This window comes from Paractinoplanes rishiriensis (genome assembly GCF_016862375.1).
GTDB classification, from domain to species: Bacteria; Actinomycetota; Actinomycetes; order Mycobacteriales; family Micromonosporaceae; genus Actinoplanes; species Actinoplanes rishiriensis.
The window spans coordinates 1-26731 of record NZ_BOMV01000114.1 but is presented as its reverse complement, the minus strand read 5'-3'; the positions used below and the strand labels follow the sequence as shown (position 1 = coordinate 26731).

General features: G+C 72.2%; 18 protein-coding genes. 8 read left to right on the top strand and 10 right to left on the bottom strand.

The window, feature by feature from the left end; genetic code table 11:
- The first annotated feature begins 176 nt into the window (after positions 1–176).
- The gene (locus Ari01nite_RS46660; protein ID WP_203790861.1) at positions 177–6464 is read left to right on the top strand and encodes a HEAT repeat domain-containing protein; all 6288 of its coding nucleotides are present in this window, start codon (positions 177–179) and stop codon (positions 6462–6464) included.
- Positions 6465–6467: 3 nt separating this feature from the next.
- Here the strand turns inward: Ari01nite_RS46660 and Ari01nite_RS46655 are convergent, their stop codons facing one another.
- Both Ari01nite_RS46655 and Ari01nite_RS46650 read right to left on the bottom strand, forming a co-directional pair.
- Positions 6468–8546, bottom strand: coding sequence for a M48 family metalloprotease (locus Ari01nite_RS46655; protein ID WP_203790859.1), 2079 nt, complete (start codon positions 8544–8546; stop codon positions 6468–6470).
- Between the two features lie 191 nt (positions 8547–8737).
- On the bottom strand, positions 8738–9922 hold the full coding sequence (locus Ari01nite_RS46650; RefSeq protein WP_203790858.1) for a dienelactone hydrolase family protein: 1185 nt from the start codon (positions 9920–9922) through the stop codon (positions 8738–8740).
- A gap of 218 nt (positions 9923–10140) precedes the next feature.
- Here Ari01nite_RS46650 and Ari01nite_RS51830 point away from each other — a divergent pair, with 218 nt between their 5' ends.
- A complete protein-coding gene (locus Ari01nite_RS51830) occupies positions 10141–10374 on the top strand; it encodes an MmcQ/YjbR family DNA-binding protein (protein ID WP_498371184.1) in 234 nt (77 codons plus the stop codon).
- Positions 10371–10829, top strand: coding sequence for a GNAT family N-acetyltransferase (locus Ari01nite_RS46645; RefSeq protein ID WP_239163620.1), 459 nt, complete (start codon positions 10371–10373; stop codon positions 10827–10829). The genes Ari01nite_RS51830 and Ari01nite_RS46645 overlap by 4 nt, the downstream gene beginning before the upstream one ends.
- Positions 10830–10877: 48 nt before the next feature.
- On the opposite strand, the gene Ari01nite_RS46640 is transcribed toward Ari01nite_RS46645, so the two are convergent.
- Positions 10878–11597: a PP2C family protein-serine/threonine phosphatase gene (locus Ari01nite_RS46640; RefSeq protein ID WP_203790856.1), complete on the bottom strand. Its 720-nt coding sequence runs from the start codon at positions 11595–11597 to the stop codon at positions 10878–10880.
- Between the two features lie 61 nt (positions 11598–11658).
- Between Ari01nite_RS46640 and Ari01nite_RS46635 the strand changes: the two genes are divergently transcribed.
- Positions 11659–12630, top strand: a complete 972-nt coding sequence (locus Ari01nite_RS46635; protein WP_203790854.1) for a LuxR family transcriptional regulator — start codon at positions 11659–11661, stop codon at positions 12628–12630.
- Positions 12631–12695: 65 nt separating this feature from the next.
- Positions 12696–15128, top strand: coding sequence for a Tex family protein (locus Ari01nite_RS46630; RefSeq protein WP_203790852.1), 2433 nt, complete (start codon positions 12696–12698; stop codon positions 15126–15128).
- A gap of 18 nt (positions 15129–15146) precedes the next feature.
- On the opposite strand, the gene Ari01nite_RS46625 is transcribed toward Ari01nite_RS46630, so the two are convergent.
- Positions 15147–16937 carry a serine/threonine-protein kinase gene (locus Ari01nite_RS46625; RefSeq protein ID WP_203790850.1) on the bottom strand — a complete coding sequence of 597 codons (1791 nt, stop codon included), beginning with the start codon at positions 16935–16937 and terminating at the stop codon, positions 15147–15149.
- Between the two features lie 191 nt (positions 16938–17128).
- On the opposite strand from Ari01nite_RS46625, the gene Ari01nite_RS46620 reads away from it, so the two are divergent.
- Positions 17129–17374, top strand: a complete 246-nt coding sequence (locus Ari01nite_RS46620) for a PspC domain-containing protein (RefSeq protein WP_203790848.1) — start codon at positions 17129–17131, stop codon at positions 17372–17374.
- Here the strand turns inward: Ari01nite_RS46620 and Ari01nite_RS46615 are convergent.
- The 4 genes from Ari01nite_RS46615 to Ari01nite_RS46600 form a co-directional block, all read right to left on the bottom strand.
- Complete coding sequence (locus tag Ari01nite_RS46615) at positions 17349–18266, bottom strand: cytochrome c biogenesis CcdA family protein (protein WP_203790846.1); 918 nt, start codon at positions 18264–18266, stop codon at positions 17349–17351. The two genes, Ari01nite_RS46620 and Ari01nite_RS46615, sit on opposite strands and share 26 nt — an antisense overlap.
- A gap of 85 nt (positions 18267–18351) precedes the next feature.
- The gene (locus Ari01nite_RS46610; protein ID WP_239163618.1) at positions 18352–18960 is read right to left on the bottom strand and encodes a TlpA family protein disulfide reductase; all 609 of its coding nucleotides are present in this window, start codon (positions 18958–18960) and stop codon (positions 18352–18354) included.
- Complete coding sequence (locus Ari01nite_RS46605) at positions 18957–20435, bottom strand: NADH-quinone oxidoreductase subunit NuoF family protein (protein WP_203790844.1); 1479 nt, start codon at positions 20433–20435, stop codon at positions 18957–18959. The genes Ari01nite_RS46610 and Ari01nite_RS46605 overlap by 4 nt, the downstream gene beginning before the upstream one ends.
- Positions 20432–22075, bottom strand: a complete 1644-nt coding sequence (locus Ari01nite_RS46600) for a translation initiation factor III (RefSeq protein ID WP_239163617.1) — start codon at positions 22073–22075, stop codon at positions 20432–20434. Before Ari01nite_RS46600 ends, Ari01nite_RS46605 begins: the two co-directional genes overlap by 4 nt.
- 451 nt (positions 22076–22526) lie before the next feature.
- Here Ari01nite_RS46600 and Ari01nite_RS46595 point away from each other — a divergent pair, with 451 nt between their 5' ends.
- Positions 22527–23342 (top strand): hypothetical protein, encoded by an 816-nt coding sequence (locus tag Ari01nite_RS46595; RefSeq protein WP_203790841.1) that lies wholly within the window; start codon positions 22527–22529, stop codon positions 23340–23342.
- 7 nt (positions 23343–23349) lie between these two features.
- Here the strand turns inward: Ari01nite_RS46595 and Ari01nite_RS46590 are convergent, their stop codons facing one another.
- Positions 23350–23838 (bottom strand): MarR family winged helix-turn-helix transcriptional regulator, encoded by a 489-nt coding sequence (locus Ari01nite_RS46590; protein WP_203790839.1) that lies wholly within the window; start codon positions 23836–23838, stop codon positions 23350–23352.
- 46 nt (positions 23839–23884) lie between these two features.
- On the opposite strand from Ari01nite_RS46590, the gene Ari01nite_RS46585 reads away from it, so the two are divergent.
- Positions 23885–26038: an MMPL family transporter gene (locus tag Ari01nite_RS46585; protein WP_203790837.1), complete on the top strand. Its 2154-nt coding sequence runs from the start codon at positions 23885–23887 to the stop codon at positions 26036–26038.
- Here Ari01nite_RS46585 and Ari01nite_RS46580 read toward each other — a convergent pair.
- On the bottom strand, positions 25961–26704 hold the full coding sequence (locus Ari01nite_RS46580) for a PP2C family protein-serine/threonine phosphatase (protein WP_203790835.1): 744 nt from the start codon (positions 26702–26704) through the stop codon (positions 25961–25963). The two genes, Ari01nite_RS46585 and Ari01nite_RS46580, sit on opposite strands and share 78 nt — an antisense overlap.
- Between the last annotated feature and the right edge of the window lie 27 nt (positions 26705–26731).

Here is a 26731-nt window from a genome sequence, read left to right as displayed (position 1 = left end):
TGCTATTTCCTGGATCCGAGGTCAGCGGACCGGTGCCAGGCCGCCCGAGCCCCCGGCCGCGGCGACCGGCGGGGCGTGTGCGGCGCTCTGCCCGGGCCCGGTCCGGCCGAAGTCGATACCATGGTCGAAGCCCTGGACTTGAAGGAGTCCGAGTGATTCCACCCCGTCGTGTTTATGTGTCCTCCACATATCAGGACCTCGTCGAATATCGGCAGGAGGTCCGGACTGTTCTTCAGCGGATGGGCCTGATCGACGTCGCGATGGAGACATACACCGCGGGCGAGAACCGCCCTCTGGACAAATGTCTGGCCGACGTTCGCTCCTGCGACCTGTACATCGGCGTGCTGGCCTGGCGTTACGGTTTCGTGCCGGCCGGGCATTCGGCGTCGATCACCGAGTTGGAGTACCGCGCGGCGGGCGAGGCGGGCATCCCCCGATTGATGTTCGTGCTGAACGACAAGGCTCCTTGGTCGCCGGCTCTGATGGACCTCGCCGAGGGCAACTCCCGGATTTCCGCATTCCGAGCCGCCGCGGGTGACGCTCACATCTGCGACAGCTTCGCGTCGCGGGAGGAGTTGCGGGCCAAGGTCGCCGAGGCGGTCGCCCGGCAGCTGAGCTCGAACGGCGCCGGCACGTCGATGGCGCACGCCGCGGGCTGGCACGATTACTGCCGCCGGCTCGTCCAGGAGTATCGGCGCCTGGATCTGGACGCACTTACCCCGGTCGATCGTGACGAGCACCTCCAGGTCGCCCTGCAGGACGTGTTCGTCGAACCCGATCTTCGAGAGAACGCGCCGGTCGTGGAGCTGCCGAAAGAGCTCCGGCGCCGGCTGGAAAAGGCCGCCGAGCAGGACCGTCCCGAATTGTCGAGACGACTGGACCGGCACCTGATCGAACTGGCGCGGGAGTCGCATCAGTCCAAGCCCGCCCAACCGGCGTTCGAGGCGCTCGCCGCACCCATCAACCGGGTGTGCGTCGTACTCGGCGACCCGGGCGCCGGCAAGTCGACCCTGGCTCGTTACCTGGTCCTCGCCCTGGCCGAAGGGCGGACGACGGGCGCGCTCGCACCGCTGCACGGCTGGCGACCCGTCCTCATCGAGCTGCGCGACTACGCCCTCAAGGCCGCGAGCCTGGAAACCTTCTCCGAATATCTGGAGCATCGCGGCAGGGTCGACGGCCTCGGCCTCGATCATGCGGCCGCCGACTCGTACCTGAGCGGCGACGGCCGCGCACTGGTGGTCTTCGACGGCCTCGACGAGATCTTCGACCCGCGGCTACGGGAATCCATTGCGCGACGCATTGCCGGCTTCGCCAATCGTTACCCCAAGATCAAAGTCATCGTCACGTCGCGAGTGATCGGATACCGGGCGCGAGTGCTCCGGGATGCGGGATTCATTCACTTCACCGTCCAGGAATTGACCTCGGCAAAGATAGACAGCTTCCTGACCAGCTGGTATGAACTCGCCCTGCCGGGTCGTGCCGACGCCGCCGGTTTGCGGCGGAAACGGCTGGCCAAAGCCATCACGGATTCCTCCGCGATTCGCGAACTCGCCGGTAATCCACTTCTCCTCACCATCCTCGCCATCATCGGAAAGCATCAGGAACTGCCCCGGGAGAGATGGAAGGTCTACGACCACGCGGCCGGCGTTCTGGTGCAGCACTGGGACATCAACAAACACCTGAACGACGAGCGGATGGACGCCGACACCATCCGGGAGGACGACAAGAAGGAGCTCCTGCGCCGCCTGGCGATCCGGATGCAGGAGGGCGCGCACGGCGCCGCCGGCAATCACCTGACGGAAACCGACCTGCGCACCGACATCCAAAGTTATCTGCAGGAACGCTTCGAATATGACGCGGCCACGGCGAGCCGGATCACGACGGTCCTGGTGGCCCGGCTCCGCGAACGCAACTTTATCCTGGCCCGCTACGGCCCCGGAGTGTACGGCTTCGTCCATCGCGCCATGCTCGACTATTTCGCCGCCGCGGAGGTCGTGAACCGCTTCGAGAAAAGCCGGGTGCTCAGCGAGGCGGGTCTGCAGGCCGACGTCTTCGGGGCACGGCAGGAGGATCCGTCCTGGGTCGAGGTGCTGCGCCTGATCATCGGCATGCTGGACGCGTCGGTCGCCAGCGAGATCCTGGAGGGTCTGCTGGCCGCCACGCGCGGCACCCGGTCAGCGGCTCTGGACGAGCGACCGCCCGCGGTGGTGGGCCTGGTCGCGCAGTGCATCGCCGAAATTCGCAACGTCAACGCCGCCCGTGGAGCCGCCGAACAGACCATCGATGCGATCATCTCGATGTTGCGCCTGCCCACCCGGTCGTTCGGTAAGGATTCCCGGGCAGATGTCCTCGCAAAAGCGGTCCTCCCTGCCGTCCAGTCGGTCACGGCCTGGCCCGGACGCGACCGCTACCTGCACTGGTTCACCGCTGTCGGTAGGACGACGGTCTGGCAACCCGCGGCAAAGCTCGGGGCGCAACTGCTGGCCGCCCTCTTCCCCCGGGACGACAGCATCAGACTGATCCTGCACGAGCTGACCCGTTCGGTGATCAACGATCAGCGCGAGGGCGCCCTGCGTGGCCTCTGCCTCTCCTGGAAGGACCACCCCGAGACCAAGGCGGTGGTGGCCGCCTCGATCCGGGACCCGGACGACGGCGTCCGAGCGACCGCACTCGGCCTGCTGACCGACAACTGGCCGGCGGATGAGACCACGACTGCCGCCGTCGAGTGGGCGATGACCGACCACGACGCTCCGGTGCGGGCCGCCGCGGTGACCGCGCTGGCCCAGCACGCGGCCAAGGACAGCGGAACGCACCGTCGCGTGCTGCACGCCGCCGGCCTGGATCCCGCCGACGCCGTCCGCCTCGCCGCGGTGACGGCGCTGGCAACGCATTGGCCGGCCGAACCCGACACCTTCGAGTTCCTCCTGCAGGCCGGTGACGATCCGTGGTGGGAGGTGCGGAGGGCGGCGCTGCGAGCCGTCGGCCAGCGCTTCGCAGCGGAGGCCCGAGTGCACGACCTGGCCACGCGCGGCGCGCGCGACGGCGACGAGGACGTCCGCAAGGCGGCCGTCGATCTCCTCGCCAGCCGCTGGCCGGACGATCCGCAGTCGGTCCCGCTCGTGGTGAACGCCGCCCGGGACACCGATCCCGGCGTCCGCACCGCCGCCCTGTCCGCGATGGTAACCCGCTGGACCGAAGATCCGCGGGTGGCCGAAGCGCTCGACCGGCTGACCGGCGACCACGACGGTCAGGTCCGGGTCGCAGCGCTGACCATGCGATACGACTCCTACGAGGATCTCGATCGCTACGCCAGGGTGCTGTCGCGCATGGCCACCACCGACATCAGCACCCACGTGCGGCAGGCGGCTCTCGAAGCGTTGTTCAAGGAGGCGGGCGCGGCCGCTGCCGACGTCGTCGAGACCGCGCTCCGGGACCCCGAGCCCGCGGTACGCGGGGCGGCTCTGCGCGGACTGTCCAGCGACCTCTCGTTCCTCAGCCGGTTGCAGCCGATCGTCTTCAGCCTCTGCACCGACCTCGACAGCAGTGTCCGGCAGCAGGCGGTCGAGACCGCGGCCAGGTTCTGGGGAGCGGTCGGCCGGATGCCCGCGATCCTTCGCCGCCACGCCAGGTCTGGTCGGTGGCAGGACCGCAGGTCGGCGCTGGAGGCGCTGGCCACGCTGCTGCCGGACGACGCCGAGACGCTGAACCTCGTCACCAGCGGCCTTCGGGACACCGAAGGCACTGTCCGGCGGACCGCCATGGAGATCGCTGCGGCTCTCGGCATGCTGAGCGACGACGACCTGAAGGTGCGCCTCGGGGACCCGGACGCCTTCTGCCGGGAGACCGCGGCCGAGCACTACCATGCCAGCCACGCGGCACAGCCCGATCGACCTTCCGACGGCGCCGCCAACCGGGCCATCCAGCTTCGTCAGCTCCACCTGTCGGCTCCCGAAAGCCCCGAGACCCTCGACGCGCTCAGGTCGGCCACCCGGGACCGCAACGCCGACGTGCGGCTGGTCGCGGTCGAGGCGCTCCTCGCCGGGCGACCGCGAGCCGAGACGCGGGGCCTGGCGATCGCCGCCGCCCACGACGACGACGGTTCGATCCGCCAGCTGGGCCTTCGTCGCCTGCTCGTCAACCACCCCACCGATCGAGCGACGGGCGTCGCCCGGCGACATGCCCTCCGCGACAGTGTGGATCGGCTCCGGCAGCTGGCGCTGACCTCTCTCCTTCTCGTGGCCCCGGACGCCAGGTTCACCCGTCAGAATCTCGCCCTGGCGGTGCGTGACGGCGCCTGGTCGGTCCGGAAGGTAGCGCTCGACACCGTTGCTCGCCGGAGCGAAGCGGACGACCCTCCGGACGGCGTGGTGGCGGCGCTGTCCCATCCACTGGCCGATGTCCGCGAGGCGGCTCACAAGGTCAGTCGAGCAGCGTGGCCGGGTTCGTCCGGAGTCCGCACCAATACCCGGCAGGGCCTCCAGGACCAGGACCCCACGGTGCGCGAGTCCGCATTGCACAGCGTCGCGCTCGCCACGCCGGACGATCCGGCGACAGCCGTGGCCATCGGGCGGGCTGCCGCCGACGAGTCGACTGCGGTCTCACTCGCCGCCTACCAGCTCCGGCGCTCTGATGCGACGCCGGCCTTACGCCATCCGCAAACTGGCGCCCGGCACGCCGCACTGGTACGGGTCGTCCTGGACTCCCCCGGCGGCTCGGTTCCACCCGCCGTCTGGTCCGGGATAACCGATGCTGTGTACGCGATCCGCGCCGTCACGGCGAGCCGGTTGCTGCTGGGAGCCGAGGTGGTCCCACTGCAGAACCTGCTGCTGCCCCTGACCGCCCGTCATCCGGATGGGAACGTCCGGGAAACCGCCCTGCGCCTGCTGACCGCCCGGTGCCCCGATGACGACCTGACCCGGGCGGCATTACATCGGGCGATCCGCGACCACGATGCCAGCGTCCGCCTGACCGCGTTGACGACGCTGGCCGCGCTGGCGCCGCACGACATCGCCACCCACTCGGCCGCGATCTCCGCTCTGTCCGATCCGCGCGACGACGTACGTACCGAGGCCGTTCGCATTGTCGCCACCTACTGGCCGGATGAGCCGTCGACGTTCACGCTGGTGCTGCGAGCCTGCGACGACCGGGACGAGAGCGTCCGCAGCATTGCCCTGCGGGCCCTGGTCACGGCTCACCCCCGCGATCCGCGGACCGCCGCGGTGCTGCATCGCGCCACCGCGGACATGCACCGCGCCATGCGGGACACCGCCGCAGCCGCGATCACCCGCCTGCCCGTCCACCTGTCCGCCGCTGCCGAGCAGGCCACCCCGGATGCCTACCGGCGGCGAAGCGCCCGATACGCCACCCTCACGTCGAGCGTGCACCGTAACGAAGTCCTCGAGATCTGCGATGACCCGGACTGGGACATCCGTCAGGCCGCCATCTACTGCCTCGCCTACCGGTGGCCCGGCCATCCCGATACCGAGGCGGTGCTCGATCGTGCGGTCGGCCATCCCGACCCGGACACCCGGTGGCGCGGATACACCGAGATTCTGCGCTACGCGCCGGGCACGCCCGGATCGCTGCGGCGTGCCGAGGCGGAAGCACGGGACCACGATTCCTGGATTCGTATCGAGGCCCTTCGCAAGCTGGCGTCCTTCGCCGGCGAGGAATGCACGCGAGCCACGATGCATGAACTCACCGGCGATCCTGACTCCCGAGTCCGGGCGGTCGCCACCAGCCTCCTCGCCATCAAGCATCCGGCGGACCCGGCCAACGACCCGGCGGTGGCGCCCGGCGCCTGCTCGTCGTGGAGTTACCTCGGCGAGATCGCCTTCCATCTGTCGGTCCGCGCGTGGGGCGACCGTCCGGCCGATCGGGACGCACTCATCGCCGCCGATACCACCGGAAGTGTGCCGGCCGCCGTTCTCCTCGCCTCCCTCTGGGCCGACGATCCCGCGGTGGCCGAGATACTGCGACGACGTAAGGGCTCCGAACATCATGTGGTCCGGTTGACCGCTCTGCATGGCTTGGCGCGATGTTGGCCGGACGATCCCGCAACCCGCCGGGCGGTCACCGCCGGCGCGGAGGACCCCTGCCCGGGGGTGCGCTCCGTGGCCCTGAACGCCCTGGTCCGGATCGGGGACGCCACCGGGATCGAACGCGTCCGCGCCGCCATGCGGGACGGCGACGATGTGGTCGCCAGCGACGCCCTCGAGTTCGCGGCGGTGACGGGCGCTCCCGAGGCCGGCCAGATGCAGCTGCTGGACCTGCTGACGACTGCTCCCGGCGACCTGCTGGAAATTCTGGCGGTCAACGTCGTCAGCTCCAGGATGCACGCGGTTGCTACCGGCCGCGAAGCGGTCATCGCGCGGTTGGACACCATCGGCTACAAGGACGCCCGAACTCGCCTGTGGCTGGACAACGCACTCCGCATGGCTCTTCCGGACGGCGGCGAGGGTTGATTGTCAGCGGGCCGGCACCAGGAAATACCCGTCGGCGAGCAGCAGGCCGAGAACAACCAGCCCGGTGAGGACGGCGAGGACGGCGACGGACCACCGGAAACGCCGGCCCGAGGGTGCCTCGCGGGCGGGCAGCAGGCCGGCGAGGACGGCGACCGCGAGGGTCACCAGGACGATCATCGCGAGCGGCCGGGAGAAGTAGACCCCGGCCGCGGCCACCGGGTCGTCCCAGTCGCCGAGGAAGCGCAGCAGCACCCCGGCCGACACCGTCAGGGCCGCCACCGGCGCCGCCAGCATTGCCTCGCCGAGGCCCGTGGCACCCCGCCGGAACAGCAGCGCGAGCACCACCGTGCAGCCGGCCGCGGCGGCGGTCCACCAGTCGAGGGCCGCGGACTCGTAGGCGCCGTCCTCGCTCGTGGGCACCAGCCAGCGGACCGCGAAGGCGGTGCCACCCACGATCAGCCCCGCGCCGAACACCGGGCCGGCCCGGCGCCGGCCCAGCCGGACCGCGACCACCACGGCGAGGGCGGCCATGGCGACGGCGGCCGGCACGATCCACCCCGAGGTGAACCCGATCAGCCAGAACACGCCGATCGGATCGCCCACGCCCGCCGCGGTCCGCAGCGGGACCAGCTCGGCCGCACCGGCACCGATCCAGAGCCCACCGGCAAACATCACCGTCCCAACCACCCACGCCATCGGCCACCACCGCCAATCCGCACCGGCAGCCCGGCCGGGCGACGGCCGGTCCGGGGCGGCCGCGGAAGCCGGCGACAGCGGGCCGAAGCCGGCGGGCACTGCGGCCAGGGCCAGCACGCAACCACCCGCGCCGGCCACCGCGAGCGGCAGCAGGACGTACAGCCACCAGTTGCCCACGCCCTGGTTGGCTGCCAGCGCCGCCGGGTCCATGCCCAGCCGCAGCCCGGCGGCCGCGCCCGCGGCCAGCCCGAGCGTGGCGCCCACCGGCGGCCGCGGGCCGGGCCGCGACCACAGGGCCAGGCCCCACGTGGCCGCCAGCAGGGCGCCGGCCGCCAGACCGGCCACCCCCGCCGCATAGACCGCGAACGGCGTGCCCAGCAGGCCCCACCCCAGCAGCGTGGTGCCGAACGACCAGACCGACACCGCAAGCCCGGACGCCACCGCCTCGGTCGGGCCGGACATGCCGCGCAGCCGGTCCGGGTCGTGCAGGACGGCCAGCCGGCGCGCGGGCGACGGGTGCATGGCGAGCAGGCCGCGCAGCCGGCCGGGGCGCGGCGGGCGGGCCGTCGTGAACAGTTCCTCCAGTGCCGGGGCGGAGCCGGCCGCGGCCGCGTGCGTGTCGGCCTCGTGTTCGCGGTCCCGCATGATGCCGCGGACCAGCAGGTAGCCGCCGAACCAGAGCAGGGCGGCCCGGGCCAGATAATCCAGCCAGAACGCGTCGGTGATCTCGCCGCGGGTCACCGCGATCGCCACCGGCACTGCGAGCAGCATCGGCAGGGCCCAGAACAGGCTGCGGGTCAGCCACACCAGGGTCACGTCGCCGGCCGCCACGTGGGCCGTCTCGTGGCGCAGCACCGCGTCGACCTGGTCCGTGGTGCGGCGGTTCAGGCCGGGTGGCAGGACGATCCGGGTCGCGCCCTCCGCGCGTACGGTGAACGGCTGGCGCAGCAACCACGGCCCTAACTCGACGGCGGGCGCTCGGCGTACGGCCAACTGCGAAGCGATCGCCGCGGCCCGGACCGACAGCGCCTCCGGCGCGGGGCGGCGCTCGCCCATCCGGCGCAGCAACAGATGCGGCAGCAGCCAGGTGAGCAGCAGTGCCACCGCGAGCATCAGCACCGCGCCGCCCACCGCGAACAGCGCCAGCCGGTGCTCGATCGGCGCGCGGCACACGTCGATCAGCCGCGACCGCAGGAGCGGGTCGTGCGGCACGGCCGCCGCCGCGTGCGCGAGACAGGCCTGGGTCTCGATCTTCCACCGCTGGCCGAGCAGCAGGTGGTGGGTGGGCACGCCGGCGGACGCGCCGCCCAGCAGGAGCACGACGATCAGCAGCAGGTAACGACCGCGGGTCGGCGACGGCGACCGGCGCACCTCGGAGACGATCACCGGCACCCTCCACTGTCGACACAGTGATTATGGGTGCACGGCACAAGAAGCTAATTAGGGGCGGGACGGCGGTGCGGGGCGGCGGTGACCGCAGTAGCGGGCCCGGTGCGGCCGGACCGAGCTGGGCGTGCTGCGCCAGCCGAACGTGAACCACCGCGGCAGCGTCCGGCAACTGCGGAAGCGGCCGGCGGTCATGGCCGGGCCAGCCAGCGGTCCAGGAAGGCGAACGCCTCGTCCTGCATCTCCGCGTTGAAGGTGTGCCCCAGCCCGGTCCAGAGCTTGGTGGTGAGCCGGTCGCCGGCCCGCTGGCTCTCCCAGACCGCCCGCATTTTCCGGTACGCGACCTCGACGCCCTCGACGCTGAACAGCTTGTCAAGTTCGCCGTTGAACACCATCATCGGTCGCGGCGCGGCGATGCTGGCCACGTCGGGGATGTCCAGGAACTGGGCCAGGCCGGGGTGCAGCATGTGGAACGCCGAGCCGCCGCGCAGGGTGTTGTTGCCGGTGACCATCATCTCCTTGAGGCCGGTCATCCAGCACACCGACACCGTGGCCGCGATGTGCCGAGACAGCGCCGCCACCTGCCAGGCCCGGTAGCCGCCCATCGAGAAGCCGATCGCCGCGATGCGGCGGGAATCCACCTCCGGCAGGGCGGCGAGCAGGGCCGCGGCACGCATGTCCTCGTACGCGAGCAGGCCGGCCAGCGAGGAGCCCATGTTGTAGAGGTTGCTGGCCAGCGCCTGCTGCCCCTCGTAGGTGAGGCCGCCGCGGTCGCCCCAGCCCAGCGAGTCCACGGCCAGCACCGCGTAGCCCCGCTCGACCAGCGTGTTGCCGAGGAAGCGGGCGCTGAACAGGGTCTCGATCCAGGCCCGCGCGGAGGCCAGGCGGGTCTCGTCGTACCAGGGCTCGATCAGCTTTTCCTTGCCGATGTCGAACTTGGAGCCGTGGTCGTGCAGCAGCAGCGCGGCCGGGTGCGGCCCGGGGCCGTCCGGCACCAGCATGAGCGCCCGGACCCGGCTGTGCCGGGTGACGTTGAACAGCACCTGGCGCTGCCGGTAGCCGTCCCGGGGCTGCTCGTCGATGATCTCCACATCGAACGCGGTGCGGTCCTCGGGCTGGAGCAGCAGCTCGCGGAACTTGGCCCGGGCGCGCCGCTGCCAGGCCGGGAAGCTGCCGCGACCGGTCCAGGCGAGGGGGAAGTCGAGTTCGGCCTTGAGCTGCTCGGCGAAGACCGGCATGTTGCCGGTCACGACCGAGGGACCCTCGAACGTGCCCGCGGAAAGGCCGGCCGGTGGGGCCCCGGCGGCGGGGCTCGCCGGGAGCTGACCGGCGGCCAGGGCCACGGCCGGCAGGGCCACGAACGCGCGCCGCTTCATATATTCCCCTTTGTCGATGGAAGGTCCACGGTAGGCACTTCGGCGACCCCAGGCAAGCGCTTACCTGATGGTGCAGACTGGGGTCATGGACGAGCGCGAGGACCGGGTGCGGCAGGTCTGCCAGGCACTACCCGAGGTCACCGAGCGGCTGAGCCACGGGTCACCGGCGTTCTTCGTACGGGGTAAAAAGACCTTTGTGATGCTGATGGTGCACGGTCATCACGACGCCCACTTCCCGCAGCTGTGGTGCGCCGCCGCCCCCCGGCGCCCAGGCCGAACTGCTGGCCGCCGACCCGGACCGCTTCTTCCGCCCGCCGTACGTCGGACACCGCGGCTGGCTGGGCGTCCGCCTCGACCGCGACCCGGACTGGACCGAGATCGCCGAGGTCTGCACCGACGCCTACCGCGCGGTTGCCCCGAAGTCCCTGGTCGCCCTGATCGAGCAGGGATGACCGTGCGGGTACGGCTGCTCGCCGACCTCCCCGAACTCGTCGAACCGATCGGCCGGATGCGATGCACCGAGTGGGGCCACGACGACAACCTCGACGAGTGGATCGCCACCACCGCCGGCGAGGCCGGCCGGGACGGGCTGCCGGTGACCTGGGTGGCGGTCGACGAAACCGGGACGGCCCTCGGCGCGGTCGCGCTCGGCCCGAGCGACGTGCCCGATCGCCCCGAGCTGGTGCCGTGCGTCTGGGGCATGATCGTGCATCCCGGACACCGCGGCCGCGGCATCGGGCGACTGCTGCTGGCGCCACTGGAACGCCACGCCGCCGGGCAGGGCTATCCGGCGGTGTGGGTGCTCACCGGCCCGCCCGCCGTCGGGTACTACGAGCGGTGCGGTTGGCAGCGCACCGAGACCGTCCCCGCCGGGACCCTGCTCCGCAAGCCGATCGGAAGAGGTTAAGTCCCGCCGGCATTGCGGCGCTCGTCCAGGGTGGTGGAAGGACGCGGCCTACGCGTCCGCGATGTCGGCGACTATCACCGTGACGTTGTCGGGGGCGCCGTTGTCGAGGGTGCGGTGCACCAGCTCGGCCGCCGCGGTCTTGCGGTCGGCGTTGGCCAGCAGGGTTTCGGCGATCACCCGGTCTTCGACGTAGTCGGAGAGGCCGTCGCTGCACAGCAGGAACCGGTCGCCGGCCTGCACCGGCACCATCCGGCCGGCTGGTCGGAACGGGCCGCCCTGCACCGCCTGGGTGACCAGCGCCCGCTGCGGGTGCCGGCGGGCGTCGTCGGGGGTAAGCACGCCCTGGTCGACCAGCGCCTGCACGTATGTGTCGTCCTTGGTGATCTGGGTGAGCTCGCCGTCGCGGATCAGGTAGCACCGGGAGTCGCCCACGTTGAGCGCCGCCATCCGCTCGCCGGACAGCAGCAGCGCCGTCACCGTGGTGCCCATGCCGTCGCGGGCGTCGTCGTCGGCGATCGCCGCCTCGATCCGCTCGTTGGCCGTGTCGAGCGCGGCGATCAGGTCCTGCAGCGGCTCGCCGGTGTCCGGCATCGAGTCGACCACGCCCAGCGCCCGCACCAGGATGTCGCTCGCCAGTTCCCCGGCCGGGAGGCCACCCATGCCGTCCGCGACCACGAGGAGACGGTTGCCCACGAAAACCGCGTCTTCGTTGTTGGACCGTACGAGGCCCTGATCGGTGGCGGCGACCGCCCGGACAACAAGCGTCATGTGACAAGACTGCCAAAGGCCTGAGGAGATGTCTCTAGTACCTCCTACGTAGTGTTGGGTGATGATGGCGGTGCCGATGGTGGGTCGGGCGCCCGCGCTGGACGAGCTGCGGCGGGCGTGGTCCCGCGTGCACGATCGCGGTGAACCGATCACGGCGGTCGTCACCGGTGCGCCCGGAACTGGGAAAAGTGCGCTGGTGAGCGCGCTGGTGCGGGCCGTCGCGCCGGTGCGCCTGCTGGGCGGGACCGCTCGGGTGCACTCCCCGGCGCCCTACGACTGGCTGGCCGCGGTGCTGGCCGGCCGGGACACGAGCGGGCTCGACGTGCCCCAGGACGCGTTGTCCTGGCTCAAACAGGATCCGGATGTCCCCCGGGAGCGGTACACTCCCGACGCTCTGCTGCGGATCGCGGTCGCCACCGTGCGGCAGCTGGTGGGCGGGCGCCCGGCCGTCCTGGTCGTCGACGATCTGCACGCTCTCGACCCGGCCAGCCTCAACCTGGTCGCCGAGCTGGCCGCCACCGACCTGCCCGCGCTGCTGCTGGTCACCAGCCAGCCGCCCGAGGCCGCGGTCTCCCCGCAGCTCACCGCGCGCACCCTGCAACGCCTCGCCGGTCGTCCCGGCGCCGTCCGGCGCCATCTGGGTGCGTTGCGTCCGGCCGAGGTGGGCGAGATCTTGGAGCACGTGTACGGGTCTGGCAGCGCGACCGCCGAACTGGTCGCCTCCGTGTGGCGTCGCACCGACGGCAACCCGTACCGCCTCACCGAGCTTCTCGCCGTGGAGGGTGCCGGTGGCCTGGAGGCGCTGCGCGGCGGGGACGCCGATCTCACCGCCCGGGAACGCGAGGTGCTCGGCCTGCTCGCCGAGGGCATGCCCAACAAACAGATCGCCCGGGTGCTCGGCATCTCGGTGCGCACGGTCACCGTCCACGTGTCGAATCTGCTGCGTAAGACGGGTGCGGCCTCGCGCACCGAGGCGGTGCTGTGGGCGCTGCACCGGGGCCCGGCGGCGGCCGCTCGGACGCCGCCCGGGTGAAGTGTCGGTGCCGGTAGCGCGGGGTGGCGCGACAAGCGGCGACCACCTCGGTCACAATCGTCGGCGTGACGACAGCCATCCATCAGCGCATTGCCTCCGAGCTCGGGGTCCGCGAGGAACAGGTCGCCGCGGCGGTTGATCTGCTCGACGGCGGCGCCACGGTGCCGTTCATCGCCCGCTACCGCAAGGAGGTGACCGGCACTCTCGACGACACCCAGCTGCGGACGCTCGAGGAACGCCTGGGCTATCTGCGGGAGCTGGAGGAGCGGCGGGCCGCGGTGCTGGAGTCGATCCGCTCCCAGGGCAAGCTGGACGACGCGCTCGAGCAGTCCATCCTCGCCGCCGACTCGAAGGCGCGGCTCGAGGACATCTATCTCCCGTACAAGCCCAAGCGGCGGACCCGGGCGCAGATCGCCCGCGAGGCCGGTCTCGAACCGCTCGCCGACCAGCTGATCGGCGACCCCACCCTCGACCCCAAGGCCACCGCCGCGGGGTTCGTGGACGCCGACAAGGGCGTGGCCGACGCGGCCGCCGCCCTGGACGGCGCCCGCGCGATCCTGATCGAACGCTTCGCCGAGGACGCCGACCTCATCGGTGACCTGCGGGAGCAGATGTGGACCCGGGGCCGGCTGGTGGCCAGGGTGCGCGACGGCAAGCAGACCGACGGCGCCAAGTTCGCCGACTACTTCGACTTCGCCGAGCCGTACCCGAAACTCCCCTCGCACCGCATCCTGGCGATGTTCCGCGGCGAGAAGGAGGACGTCCTCGACCTCACCATGGAGCCGCACCCGGAGGAGGACGAGGGCTACTTCGAGGCCCGCATCGCCGGCCGCAACAACATCACCGACCACGGCCGGGCCGGCGACCGCTGGCTGCTCGACACGGTGCGCTGGGCCTGGCGTACCCGGGTGCTCATCCACCTCGGCGCCGACCTGCGGGTCCGGCTGTGGCAGGCGGCCGAGGACGAGGCGGTCCGGGTGTTCGCCGCCAACCTGCGCGACCTGCTGCTGGCCGCGCCGGCCGGCACCCGCACCACGATGGGCCTCGACCCCGGCTTCCGTACCGGGGTGAAGGTGGCCGTGGTCGACTCGACCGGCAAGGTGGTGGCCACCGACACGATCTATCCGCACGTGCCGCAGAACAAGTGGGACGAGTCGATCCACCGGCTCGCGGCGCTGGCCAGCAAGCACCACGTGGACCTGATCGCGATCGGCAACGGCACCGCGTCCCGGGAGACCGACAAGCTGGCCGCCGACCTGATCAAGCGGCATCCCGAGGCGAAACTGACCAAGGTGATGGTGTCCGAGGCCGGCGCGTCGGTCTACTCGGCCTCGGCGTACGCGTCCCAGGAACTCCCCGGGATGGACGTGTCGCTGCGCGGCGCCGTCTCGATCGCCCGGCGCCTGCAGGACCCCCTCGCCGAACTGGTGAAGATCGACCCGCGGTCCATCGGCGTCGGCCAGTACCAGCACGACCTGGCCGAGTCCAAGCTGTCCAAGTCGCTGGACGCGGTGGTGGAGGACTGTGTGAACGCGGTCGGCGTGGACGTGAACACCGCGTCGGCGCCGCTGCTCACCCGGGTCTCCGGGATCGGCGCCGGCCTGGCCGAGAACATCGTGCTGCACCGCGACGCGAACGGGCCGTTCCGCACCCGCGACGAGATCAAGAAGGTGGCCCGGCTCGGCCCGAAGGCGTTCGAGCAGTGCGCCGGCTTCCTCAAGATCCCGAACGGGGACAACCCGCTCGACGCGTCCGGCGTGCACCCCGAGTCCTACCCGGTGGTCCGGACGATCCTGTCCTCGGCGAAGGCCGACATCAAGACGGTGATCGGCAACAGCCCGCTGCTGCGCGCGCTGCGGCCCGAACAGTTCGTCACCGACTCGGTGGGCCTGCCCACGGTCACCGACATCCTGCGCGAGTTGGAGAAACCGGGCCGCGACCCGCGTCCCGAGTTCACCACGGCCACCTTCGCCGAGGGTGTGGAAAAGATCGCCGACCTCAAGCCGGGCATGGTGCTCGAGGGCGTGGTGACCAACGTGGCCGCGTTCGGCGCGTTCGTCGACATCGGCGTGCACCAGGACGGCCTGGTGCACGTGTCGGCGCTGTCCAACACGTTCGTGAAGGACCCGCGCGACGTGGTCAAGTCGGGTGACGTGGTCAAGGTGCGGGTGGTCGAGGTCGACGAGGCCCGCAAGCGGATCTCGCTGACCATGCGGCTGACCGACGAGCCGGCCCAGCGCAAGCCGCGCGACGACGCCCCGGGCAAGGGCCAAGGCCAGGGGCAGGGCCGCCCGCGGCAGGGCGGCCAACAGCGGCAGGGCGGCCAACAGCGGCAGGGCGGCCAGCAACGACAGGGCGGCCAGCAACGACAGGGCGGCCAGCAACGACAGGGCGACCAGCAACGACAGGGCGGCCAGCGGCAGCAGCCGCAGACCTCGTTCAACGGCGGGGCCATGGCCGACGCTCTGCGCCGGGCCGGACTGACCAAGGACAAATGACCCGATCCGGGGCCCGGCTCAGGCGGCCGGGCCCCAGATCTGCACGTCGCTGAAGGCCACCTGGTAGGGCCCGTCCTGGGGCACGCCCCGCTCGGTGTAGACGCCGAGCAGCACCCGGCCGTCGGTGATCCCGGTGTCGGTGAGCGGCACCTGGCCGAGCCCGAAGCCGTCGACGGACAGCTCGAACTCGCTGCCGACCGCGCGCAGCCCGATCCGGGTGGGCTCGGCGTCGACCGCGATCGGCCGGTCGAGCGGGAAGGTGCGGATCGTGGTGACGCCGCCCTCTGCCTTGTGGGTGCCGACGAAGATGCTGTTTTCGCAGACCCGGATCAGGTAGCCGCGCCAGGGCCGGAACCGGAACCAGATGCCGGCGCAGCTGTTGGCGGTGAGCAGCCGCACGCCGACCTCGGCCCGGAAGTCGGCCGGCACGTCGTCCTGCGGGCCGGCGCAGCGGTACAGGCCCTTGGTCTCGCGCTTGGCCACCAGCGCGCCGTCCTCGAACGTGCAGGCCGCCTTTTCCGCCGGCAACTCCTTGGCCAGCCAGTACCGCTGCTGGCTCAGGTCGTCGTCGATCAGCAGCCGCTCGGCCGGTGCGACGCTCGGCGTCTCGACCGGGACCGGCGGCGGGGTGCCGACCGCGTCGGCCGGCCGGCTGCCGAACGAGCCGTTGAACACCACCATGACCGCGCCGGCCACCACGGCCAGCACCAGCATGGCGACCGCGAGCGGCAGGAACCAGCGGCGGCGCGGCTCGGGCGGCGGCGGGCCGGTGAGACCGGCCACCGGCGGCGCCGAGATCGGCACCGTGACGATCGAGTCCTCCGCGTAGCCGACCAGCCCGGCCGGAACTGTGCCGCCACCGACACCGGGACCTCCGGTCGGCGCGGAGAACCCGGGCAGGTGGAGGCCCGTGACCGCCTGCGCCTCGGCCGCGGCGGCCCGCAGGTCGGGCTGGCCGGCCAGAGCCGCGGCGGCCGGCCGGGACGGGCCGGACACCAGGTGGTCGAGCAGTTCGCGGGCGCTGGGCCGGTTGGCCGGCTCCTTTTCCAGGGCGTGCGCCACCAGGTCACGCAGCGGACCGGTGAGGCCGGTGAGGTCGGGCGGCTGGGTGAGGATCCGGGCCGCGGTGGCCGGCGGCGAGTCGGCCGCGAACGGGGTCCGGCCGGTGCCCGCGTATGCCACCACGCCACCCCAGGCGAACACGTCCGCGGCCGGGGTGAGCGGGGCGTTCGTGTCGCCGAACCGCTCCGGCGCCATGTAGGCCACGGTGCCGACCATCTGGTCGAGCCCGGTGATGCCGCTGGTCGCCTCGGCGGCCCGGGCGATGCCGAAGTCGATCACCTTGGGGCTGCCCGGTGCGAGCAGCACGTTGCGTGGCTTGAGGTCGCGGTGGATCACGCCGGCGCCGTGGATCGCGGTGAGCGCGGTGGCCACCCCGATGGCGACGCTGTGCAGGTTGGCCGCGGTGAGCGGGCCGCGCTCCTCGACCACGTGCGCCAGGGTGGGCCCGTCCACGTATTCGACCACCAGGTAGGGCAGGTCGTGGTCGGGGTCGGCGTCGAGCACCTCGGCGGTGCAGAACGGCGGCACCTGCCGGGCCCGGGCCACCTCGCTGCGGAACCGGCGGCGGAACTCGTCGTCGGGCGCCAGGTCGGCGCGGACCACCTTGACCGCGACGTGCGCGCCGCCCTCGGTCCTGGCCAGGTAGACGGTGCCCATGCCGCCCTCACCGAGGCGGCCGATCAACTCGTACGCCCCGAGGGCACGCGGGTCGTGCGAGCGCAGCGGCTCCCAACGCTCCCCAGGCATCCTCGACCCCGTTTCCCCCGAATATCCGCAGGTGACTCTATCGGGCCTCGTCACTGGCCGCGAGGACCGGTTCATCAGGGTCGGGAGATCGGGGACGGCTCAGGGCACTTCCCGATGTTGCCGGGCCGCCGTCCGCGCGACTCTGGAGTAGTCCACCGCACGGCACGAGACAGGAAAGCGAGAGACTCACGATGAACTCGGTGCATGACACGATGACCCGCCAGGGCCTGGTCCGCCCGCAGGAGGGCCGGATGCTCGGTGGCGTCTGCGCCGGTCTGGCCCGCCGGTTCGGCATGGACCCGTGGGTCGCCCGCCTGCTCTTCGTCCTGACCCTGTTCCTGATCCCGGGCAGCCAGATCCTGGTCTACCCGATCCTGTGGATCCTGATGCCGTCCGAGAAGCCCGCCTACGTCACCGCGTATCCGCCCGCCGTCTGAGCCCCGGCCCGGGTGACGTAGGCACCGCCGTCGCCGGACGGGTCGCAGCCCCACTCGGCCCGTCCGGCGGCGGTTTGGCACGCCGCCGCCAGGCGACAAAGACCAAGATCAAGAGCAACAGCAGCAGGGGTACGGCGCCGACGCCGCCGACCAGATCGCTGAGCCAGCGCTGCACGTCGCCGGCCGCCGCCACGATCGGGTCGCTCCCGGCCAGCCGCCGGTTCTCCACCAGCCGCAGTTCGTACCAGCCGTAGTAGGCGACGTACAGGCCGCTGGCCAGCAGCACCGCACCGCCGAGCCGGGGCACCACCCCGAACATGCGGCGCACCCGGTTGACCAGAGACACCCGCACCAGCGCGACGGCCACCGCGGTCACCCCGACCACCAGGCCCATTCCGGCCGCGTAGGCGAGGAACAGCAGCACCCCCGAGCCGATCGAACCGGCGCGCAGGCTGGTCACCACGAGCGCCAGGAACGGGCCGACCGCGCAGCCCAGCGAGGCGATCGCGTACGCCATCCCGAAGAGCACCATGGACCGGGCCGAGCCGTTCAGCGCCGGCGCCCGCACGGTGAGCCGGGGCAGCGACCGCCCGGCCAGCAGCCAGCCGCCGAGCACCGCGAGGCCGAGGCCGAACACCACGGTCAGCCAGGGCAGCCGCGGGGTGAGCGCGCCGGCGATCGGGGTGAGCGCCAGCCCGAACGCGCCGAAGACCAGGAAATACCCGAGGGTCAGCGCCACGGTGCAGCGGATCGCCCGCCAGACCGCCTTGGCCGGCTCGCCTGGTTCGCCCACCACCAGCACCGAGAGGTAGGCCGGCAGCAGCGCGAACCCGCACGGGTTGACCGCGCCGAGCATCCCGGCGCTGAGCGCGAGCAACAGGTCGCCGCTCACGCTGAGCCTGCCTGATGCATGCCCTTCTGGCCCTCGCCTGCGAGGCCGTCCGCATGACCGGCTGAATGCCGCTCGGTGCAGGCGGTCATGCTGCGACCAGTGACTTCACCTGTTCGGTCAGCTGCCGGTCATCGAGATAACCGGTGGTGACGACCTTGCCGGTGCGGTCCAGAACCACGTACAGGCTCTGCTGGGTGATCTTGAATTTCTTCCAGATCTTGCCGGCCTGGTCGTCCAGGTGCGGCACCGCGCCGACCTCCATGTCGGCGACGAACTCGTGCATGTCCTTGTTGTTGCCCATGCCCGCGATGCCCAGGATGCCGAGTCTGTCCTGGTACGTCTCGGCGAGGTCGGCGACGGTCCACGCCTCGCTCGCGCAGGTCGCGCACCAGGGCGCCCAGAACCAGAGGATGGTGGGCTTGCCGGCGAAGGTGGCGGCGTTGAACTTCTTGCCGTCCAGCGTGGTGCCGGAGAACTTCAGCGTTTCCGGGACGGTGACCGATTTGTCCGGATCGGCACCGTCCACACCAGCTTTGTCCGCACCGGCTTTGTCCGACTCGGCGCTTTCCGCGGCCGGCGCGGCCGCCGCCTCCTGCCAGGTCGGTTCCTGCGCGGCGGGTGGCGCCGACGAGCACCCGGCGGCCATCAGGACCGCCGCCAGCAGGAGCGCGGCGCCGCGCAGCCGCCGGCTCAATTCGAACTCGCGGTCGCGTCGTCGAGCCGCAGCGCCAGCGCCGGGCACACGTTCACGGCCTTGCGGGCGCCGTTCTCCAGCCACGGCGGCAGCGGGGTCTGCGGGAACGCCGGGAACCCGTTCGAGTCCAGCCGGATGATCTCCGGGGCCACCGCCGAGCAGAGCCCGTGCCCGTCGCACCGGGACCAGTCCAGGGCCAGCCGGCGGGCGCCCTTCTCGGCGGTGTACGGCAGCGGCAGGATGCCCCGCACCGGCTTGCCGCAGCCCTCGCCGTTGGCGTGCGCGTTCACGTCCTTCTCGAAGACCTCGAGGGAGGACAGCGCGAACCGGGACGTACCGTCCGGGTGGCTGCACGCGCCGCGGCCCTTGACCACACCGGCCGCCTGGCGCACGTTGTCGACCGCGTTGCCGCCCAGCGAGACCAGGGTGACCGCGCGGGCCAGGTCGGGCAGGCCGAGCCGGCACGGGCCGCACTGCCCGGCCGACTCGCCGGCCAGGTACTGCACAACCTGGGCGACCTCGCCGAGCGGGCAGGTCTTGGAGCCGATCGGGATCAGCATGCCGGCGCCGAGCGTGCCGCCGACCTTGGCGAAGCCCTTGCGGGAGATGGTCACCGTCTCGGCGGCCTTCGCGCTGATCCACTTGCCGTGGTAGCCGCCGACCAGCAGACCGGGGCCGATGTCCGCGCCGCACATGTTCAGCACGTCCATCAACGGAGTGCCGCTGGGCGCCTCCACCACGGCCGGGTTGGTGGCCGAGCCGCCGACGGTGAGCATGACCGTGCCGGGCTCCTCGGGGATGCCGACCGCGTTGTACTCCCACGGGCCGAGCCGGGCCGCGATCGCCAGCTGCGAGAACGTCTCGGCGTTGGAGAGCAGCGTGGGCAGCCCCATCACGCCGTTGTCGCTGGACCGGACCTTGCGGCCGGGCGGGATGTGCGCCTCGCCGTTGATGCCGCGTACCAGCGCGCCGCCCTCGCCGGAGATGAACCGGTGCGGCACCGTGACGATCCGGGTCGGGCAGGGCATCCGCCGCTCGGCCAGGGCCGCGGTGATCGAGCTCTCGCCGATGCCGTCGTCGGCGATGCCGATGACGATCTCCTCGGCGTCCAGGGCGGCGGCGGCCAGCGCGGCGCCGTCCAGGATCAGGTGCGGGCCGCGGGTGAGCACGGCCTTGTCCTTCCAGGAGGGCGGCTCGCCCTCGGTGCCGTTGACGACGATCACCGGGGGCAGGTCCTGCCGGCGGCAGGAATCGAGCACCGCGCGGACTTTACGGGCGAACGGGAAACCCGCGCCGCCCCGGCCGCGCAGCTCGATCCGGTCGGCGAGCCCGATCAGCTCGCCGGACGAGAGCGCCGCGAAGCCGCCGTGGACCTCCTGGTGGGCCAGCAGATCCAGACGGCCGTACTCGTCGAAGCCCGCGGTGATCCGCGGCACGCCGATGGCGGTGACCGGTGGAACCTGTGCCTCGCTCAATTCGCTTCCCCTCGCAGCTGCGACCAGTACTCGTCGTCAGCCACATCGTCGTTCGACCGGCCGCGGCCACCGCGACGAGCCCCCCGGCCCGCCTGGCTGCGAACGGGGTCCTGCTCCGCCCGGCGGGCGCGACGCGAGGCCATGTCGACCAGCGTCGGCAACTCGTCGCCCTCGAACTCGCCGTCGGCGAGGTCGAGGAAGCCGGTGCGGCTGTGTCGTCCCGAGTCGGCGCCGTCGATTTCCGCGCCCCGGTCGCGCCGACCCCGGGGCGCCCCCTCCGCCTCCCCGCCGAAGCGGGGCTCGTAGCGGGCTCGGCGGCCGGATGGCTCGTCGTCGTACCGGCCGCGCTGCCGCGGCGGCTCGTCGTAACCCTCGCCGCGGCGGCCCCGCGGTTCCTCGTCGTACATCGGCAGCGGCTCGGCGGCACGGCGCCGGGAACGCGGCGCGGGCTCGTCATCGTAGCGGCCGCGCTGGCGGGGCGCGGCGTCGTCGAAGTCCGGGCGGAAGGTGCGGGTGTCGTCCATCTCCACCCGGCGCATCCGGGTCGAGGTGTCGTCCATCTCCACCCGCCGCATCCGGGTCGAGGTGTCCTCCAGGTCGGGACGGCGCATCCGGGCGGACGTGTCCTCCAGGTCCGGGCGGCGCATCCGGGTCGAGGTGTCCTCCAGGTCGGGACGGCGCATCCGGGTCGACGTGTCCTCGCCCGGGAAGCGGCGGCCGCCGCCGCGCGGGGCCGGCTCGTCGAACTCGATCTCGTCGTCCGCGGGGCGGCGCCGGCGCGGGCCGTCCTCGTCGAAACCACCGCGGCGCGGCCGGGGCGGCGGGGGTGCCTCCTGCTCGAGCGGGGGCAGGGTCTGCACCCCGGCCGGCCGGGCCGGCTGGAACGCGCCGACCGCGGCGACCGGGCCGAGGACCTCGGGCTCCGGCTTGGGCTCGCGGCGGCCGCCGCGCGGCGCCTTCATGGCGGGCGACGAGGTGGGCACCATCGAGCCGGCCGGGCGGACGCCGATACCGGCCGCCGACGAGAAGTCCTTGTTGCGGTTGAGGCTGACCGACAGCCGGACGGCGAGGCCGACCAGCACGGCGAGCACGCAGACGATGTAGCTGACGACGACCCAGGTGGCGGCCGGGCGGCCGGCGGACAGGCCGTGCATCAGCGCGATCGGCCACATCAGGTAGGAGATGGCGTGAATGCCCCGCCACATCCAGGGCCGGCCCCGGCCGATGAACTTGGACCGGGCGATACCGGTCCACATCACCAGCACCATGATCCAGGCGGACAGCGTGCCGAAACCGACCCAGAGCCGGTTGAAGCTGGCGAAGAACGGCACGAAGATGTCCATCAACTGGATGGTGCCCTCGGCGTACTTCGTCCAGACGTGCAGGAAAAGGGCGGTGACCGCGATCAGGCCGGTGGTGCGGTGGGCGGACTGCAGCAGCACCCGCTGGCGGATCGAGAGCACCAGGCGGTCGGTGGCCACCAGACCCACCATGATCGTGATCGAGAGGGACACCAGGGTGATGACACCCATGTAGTACTCGGCGTAGAGGAAGAAGTAGTAGTAGCCGACCCGACCGGTGGCGGTCATCATCGCGACCGCCCAGAGCGCCGCGAGCACGCTCAGGACAAGGACGAGCACGGCGCCCTTCGACGCCGGTTTGGTTCCAGTAGCACCGACATCGACGGCCACACGATTGGCGGATCGCTGGTTGTTTCCTGTCCGGGCCATTGACTCCTCGTTCTCCGCAGCGGGTCACGTCCCGTGGGCGGTGGGACGTGGGCATCCGTGGGGGATGCCCCGTGCTTAGTTCCGGGCGGGCAGCGGCCGGTGCCCCGGTCCCTGCCCTTCCCCAACTACGTGCGGCGAGCGGCTTCGGATGAACGTCGGCGGCCGAATTTGTCGGCAACTTTCCAGGCAGCACCCCCGGAGCGCCGTTGAACTGGGCCGATACCGGGTGGTAACGCCCGGCTAAGCTAAAAATAAGGTCCTCCGGCGAGTGACCCGTCGCACCGGGTGAACCTTTCGCCGCGCTGGGGCGTGCCATCTCATATGCAGGCGGTTTTCCAGCCGGCGAGAAGGAGATGATCTCATGCGACACCGGGTAGCGGCACGGTTCACCACCGCGCTGGCACTGGTCGCCGCGTCATTGGCCTGGGCGCTGCCCGCGCAGGCCGCCGTCGAAGGCTTCGACGTGAACATCGGGCAGCAGCCGGGCACGTTCACCATCGAGCAGAACGCCCGCACCCTCACCGCCGTGGTCACCACCGACCGCGACGGGCGCTGCCGCAAGGTGCGGTGGCTCCTGACCATCCGGACGGACGGCGTCAACCTCGATCAACTGCGCATCAACCGGGTCGAGAACGGCGGCCAGTTCCGGGTCCGCTCCGAGGTCGACGGCGACGTGGCCCGGGTCGTGGACGAGCAGAGCGACCCCGGCGAGCTGTGCCGTGGCCGCACCGTCACCGGCCGCTGGGACATCGGCTTCACCGGCCCGGACAGCGGCACGGTGACCTTCGCGGCGGCGGCGCTAGACGCCCGCGGCCGCGAACTCGCGGTGGCCGAGACGACCAGCCGGGTGGTGAGCCCGGTGGCCGCCACCCCGAGCCCCACCCCCGAGGAGGAAGCGGCCGAGGAGGACGCCGCCGAGGAGGACGCCGCGGCCGGCGAGGCACCGGCCGGCGACGAGCCGACGTCCGCTGCGCTCGACCCGGCCGCCGGCACGCCGAGCCTGCTCGGCCCCGGCCTGATCATCGGCGCGGTGCTGGTCTTCCTGGGGGTGGCCCTGCTGCTGCGGCTGCGCACCCGCAACCGGCCCGAGCAGCAACCGGCCTGGCAGGCGCACACCCAGACGCTGCCGACCGGCTTCTATCCACCGCCCGCCAACCAGCGACGCCGCCGGCGCTGACCGTGGACTACCGGCCGGCGGCCCGCCGGCCGGCCGCGGTCACCGCCTCGGTCATCCGCTGCACCACGGCCGCGGTGCGGGCGAGTTCCTCCGCGGTGAACTCGGTCGCGGCCTCGCGCATGCCCTCGCCCAGCGGCAGGAAGAACTGCCGGGCGACCTGGAGGGCCTGATCCTGCATGCGCACCGTGACCCGGCGCCGGTCGTGCGGGTCGCGGGTCCTTGCCACGTGCCCCACCGCCTCCAGCCGGTCGACCAGCGCGGTCGCGGCGGCCGGGCTGAGATTGAGTCGCTGTGCCAGTTCGCCGACGGTGATCGGCCGGTCGGCCGTGGTGCCGGCGCTGATCCACATGATCGCGTTCAGGTCGCTGCGGCCCAGGCCGTGTGCGCGGGCGAAGACGTCCACGAAGACGTCACTCTGCACGGTGAAGATCCGCAGGGCCTCGACCAGATCGGCGAGCACATCATCGCGTTCAAGTTGCGGCGGCACGGGTGTCATCATATCTTTTCGATTGTCGAAAGATTCGATGATCGAAGGGTTGGTCATGGCGCAACGTCCCCTCGTGTGGTTCACCAGCAAGATCGGCGCGGTTCTGGTCCTGCTGGTCACCGTGCTGCTCTCCGGGCTGGTCTTCGCCTTCTCCCCGGAGCAACCGGCCGCCGGCCCCACCGACGGCCTGCCGGACGGCGCCGAGGCAACCCGGGTGACCGAACTGGCGGATCGCTTCCCCGGCGGCCGCGAGCAGACCGCGATCGTGGTGGTGGAACGCGCCGGCGGCTCGCTCACCGAGGCCGACCAGGCCGCGGTGGGCGCGCTCGGTGACCGCCTCACCGGGGTGACCCGGGTGCCGGTCGCCGGCCCGCCGGTGGTGGCCCAGGACGGCCAGGCCGCCCTGCTGATCGCGCCGCTCTCCCCCGGCCTGGACGACGCCGGCCGCAACGCCCAGGTGGACGCGGTGCGGGCCGCGCTGCGCGACGCCGGACTGCCGGCCGGGGTGACCGCCCAGGTCACCGGCGGCGCCGCGTTCGGACGGGACATCTCCGAGGCGTTCGCCGGCGCCGACGTCACGCTGCTGATGGCCACCGCGGCCGTGGTGGCCGTCCTGCTCCTGCTCACCTATCGCAGCCCGGTGCTGTGGATCGTGCCGCTGGTCGTGGTCGGCCTCGGCGACCAGGTCGCCGCCAAGCTGCTGCCGTGGATCGCTCAACTGGTCGGCGAACGCACCGACGCGTCCGTGGCCGGCATCGTCTCGGTGCTGGTGTTCGGCGCCGGCACCAACTATGCCCTGCTGCTGATCTCCCGCTACCGCGAGGAACTGCGCCGCACCGAGTCCCGGCGGGCGGCCATGACCAGCGCCTGGCGGGCGGCCGCCCCGGCCATCACGGCCAGCGCCAGCACCGTGGTGCTGGCCCTGCTCACGCTGCTCAGCGCGGCGCTGACCGGCAACCGCACGCTCGGCGTCGCGGCCGCGGCCGGCGTCCTGGTGGCGCTCGTGTTCGGCCTGTTCGTGCTGCCGGCTGCGCTGGTCGGCCTGCCCCGGGGCGTGTTCTGGCCGCTGATTCCCCGGGTCGGCAGCCACGACCCGACCGAGAGCGGCTGGTGGGCCCGGGTGGCCCGCGGGGTGGGCCGCCGCCCGGCCGCGGTGCTGGCCCTGGCCGTGGTCGTGCTCGGTCTGCTCGCCACCGGCCTGACCCGGACGGACATCGGGCTGTCGCAGACCGAGCAGTTCCGCACCAAGGTCGAGTCGGTGACCGCGCAGGAGACGCTGGCCCGGCACTTCCCGGCCGGCGCGTCCCAGCCGGTCACGGTGATCGCCGACGCCGGCGCGGTGGACGCGGCCGCGGCCGCCGCCCGCCAGGTCGAGGGCGTGGCCGCGGTGCTGCCGCCGGAGCGCTCCGACGACGGCACGCTGGGCCGGTTCAGCGTCCAGCTGACCGACGGGTCCGGCACACCCGGCGCCGACCGTACCGTGGAGCGCCTGCGCGAAGCCCTGGGCGATGCCCTGGTGGGCGGCGCCCCGGCCGCCGACCTGGACGAACGCGCCACCCAGCTGCGCGACGTCCGGGTGGTGGTGCCGCTCATCCTGGCCGTGGTGCTGATCGTGCTGATCGTGCTGCTGCGGTCGCTGGTCGCCCCGCTGCTGCTCCTGATCACCGTGGTGATCAGCTACGCGGCCAGCCTGGGCGCGGCCACGGTGCTGTTGCGCACCGCGTTCGACCTGCCCGCCCTGGACGCCGGCGTGCCGCTGTTGAGCTTCCTGTTCCTGGTCGCGCTCGGCGTCGACTACAACATCTTCCTGGTCACCCGGGCCCGGGACGAGGCGGCGGCACGCGGCGACAACCGGGCCGGCATGCTGCGCGCGCTGGCCGCGACCGGCGGCGTGATCACCTCGGCCGGCATCCTGCTGGCCGCCGTGTTCACCGTGCTCGGCGTGCTACCGGTGATCGTGCTGACCCAGCTGGGGGTGATCGTCGGCATCGGCGTCGTGCTGGACACGCTGCTGGTGCGGACCATCGTGGTGCCGGCCCTCGCGCTGCTGCTCGGCGCGCGGTTCTGGTGGCCGGCCCGGCCCGCCCGCCGGTCCGGCGGGCGGTCTGGCGGGCGGTCTGGCGGGGACGCGTCAGACGGTCTGCTCGACCCGGACGACCACGGCGGTCGCGTTGTCGGCGCCGCCCGCGGTCAGGGTGTCGCCGAGTAGCGTGTGCACGGCCGCGCCCGGGTCGGCGACGGTGGCCAGCACCTGGGTGAGCCGTTCGTAGCTGAGCTGGTCGGCCACCCCGTCGGTGCACAGCAGATAGACGTCGCCCGGGTGCAGGGTCACGGCCAGCAGGTCGGGCTCCGGGTCGTCCGGGTGACCGAGATAGCGGGTGAGCCGGTAACGGGCGATCTTGGCCTCGGGCGAGTCGTACCCGAACCAGCCGTGCAGCACGCCCAGCCAGGCGATGGTGTGGTCGACCGTGAGCAGTTCCAGCAGGCCGTTGCGCAGGCGGTAGGCGCGGGAGTCGCCGACCTGGACGATCCAGGCCTCGTCGTCGGCAACGAACGCGGTGAGCGTGCAGCCGGTCAGTTCGTTCAGGGTGCGGCCGGCCCGGCGTACCTCCTGCTGGGCCTTGGCCACCGCGGACCGCAACGTGCCCGGCGTGCAGTGCGCCGGCGCCTCACCGGTGAAGACGTCGACCGCCGTCCGCCCGGCGGCGGCACTGCCCGGCCCTTCCCCCATCCCGTCGGCCACCACCGCCAGCGCCCGGACCGGGTCCAGGTGGACGACGTCGTAGTCGGCGTCGTAGCGGTTGCCGGTCACGGTGCCGGCCGCCGACGTCAGCCGGTGGCCCGCCGCGGTCCAGGCCACCTTGGTTATCTCCATGCCCTCATTCCTAACCCACCGATACAA

What these genes read in the sequence shown, in the direction of transcription:
- Ari01nite_RS46650 (WP_203790858.1), bottom strand. Translation starts at nt 9,922, where the DNA reads ATGAAGCGGCGCGCGTTCGTGGCCCTGCCGGCCGTGGCCCTGGCCGCC.
- Ari01nite_RS46645 (WP_239163620.1), top strand. Translation starts at nt 10,371, where the DNA reads ATGACCGTGCGGGTACGGCTGCTCGCCGACCTCCCCGAACTCGTCGAA.
- Ari01nite_RS46640 (WP_203790856.1), bottom strand. Translation starts at nt 11,597, where the DNA reads ATGACGCTTGTTGTCCGGGCGGTCGCCGCCACCGATCAGGGCCTCGTA.
- Ari01nite_RS46635 (WP_203790854.1), top strand. Translation starts at nt 11,659, where the DNA reads ATGATGGCGGTGCCGATGGTGGGTCGGGCGCCCGCGCTGGACGAGCTG.
- Ari01nite_RS46625 (WP_203790850.1), bottom strand. Translation starts at nt 16,937, where the DNA reads ATGCCTGGGGAGCGTTGGGAGCCGCTGCGCTCGCACGACCCGCGTGCC.
- Ari01nite_RS46620 (WP_203790848.1), top strand. Translation starts at nt 17,129, where the DNA reads ATGAACTCGGTGCATGACACGATGACCCGCCAGGGCCTGGTCCGCCCG.
- Ari01nite_RS46595 (WP_203790841.1), top strand. Translation starts at nt 22,527, where the DNA reads ATGCGACACCGGGTAGCGGCACGGTTCACCACCGCGCTGGCACTGGTC.
- Ari01nite_RS46590 (WP_203790839.1), bottom strand. Translation starts at nt 23,838, where the DNA reads ATGACACCCGTGCCGCCGCAACTTGAACGCGATGATGTGCTCGCCGAT.
- Ari01nite_RS46585 (WP_203790837.1), top strand. Translation starts at nt 23,885, where the DNA reads ATGGCGCAACGTCCCCTCGTGTGGTTCACCAGCAAGATCGGCGCGGTT.
- Ari01nite_RS46580 (WP_203790835.1), bottom strand. Translation starts at nt 26,704, where the DNA reads ATGGAGATAACCAAGGTGGCCTGGACCGCGGCGGGCCACCGGCTGACG.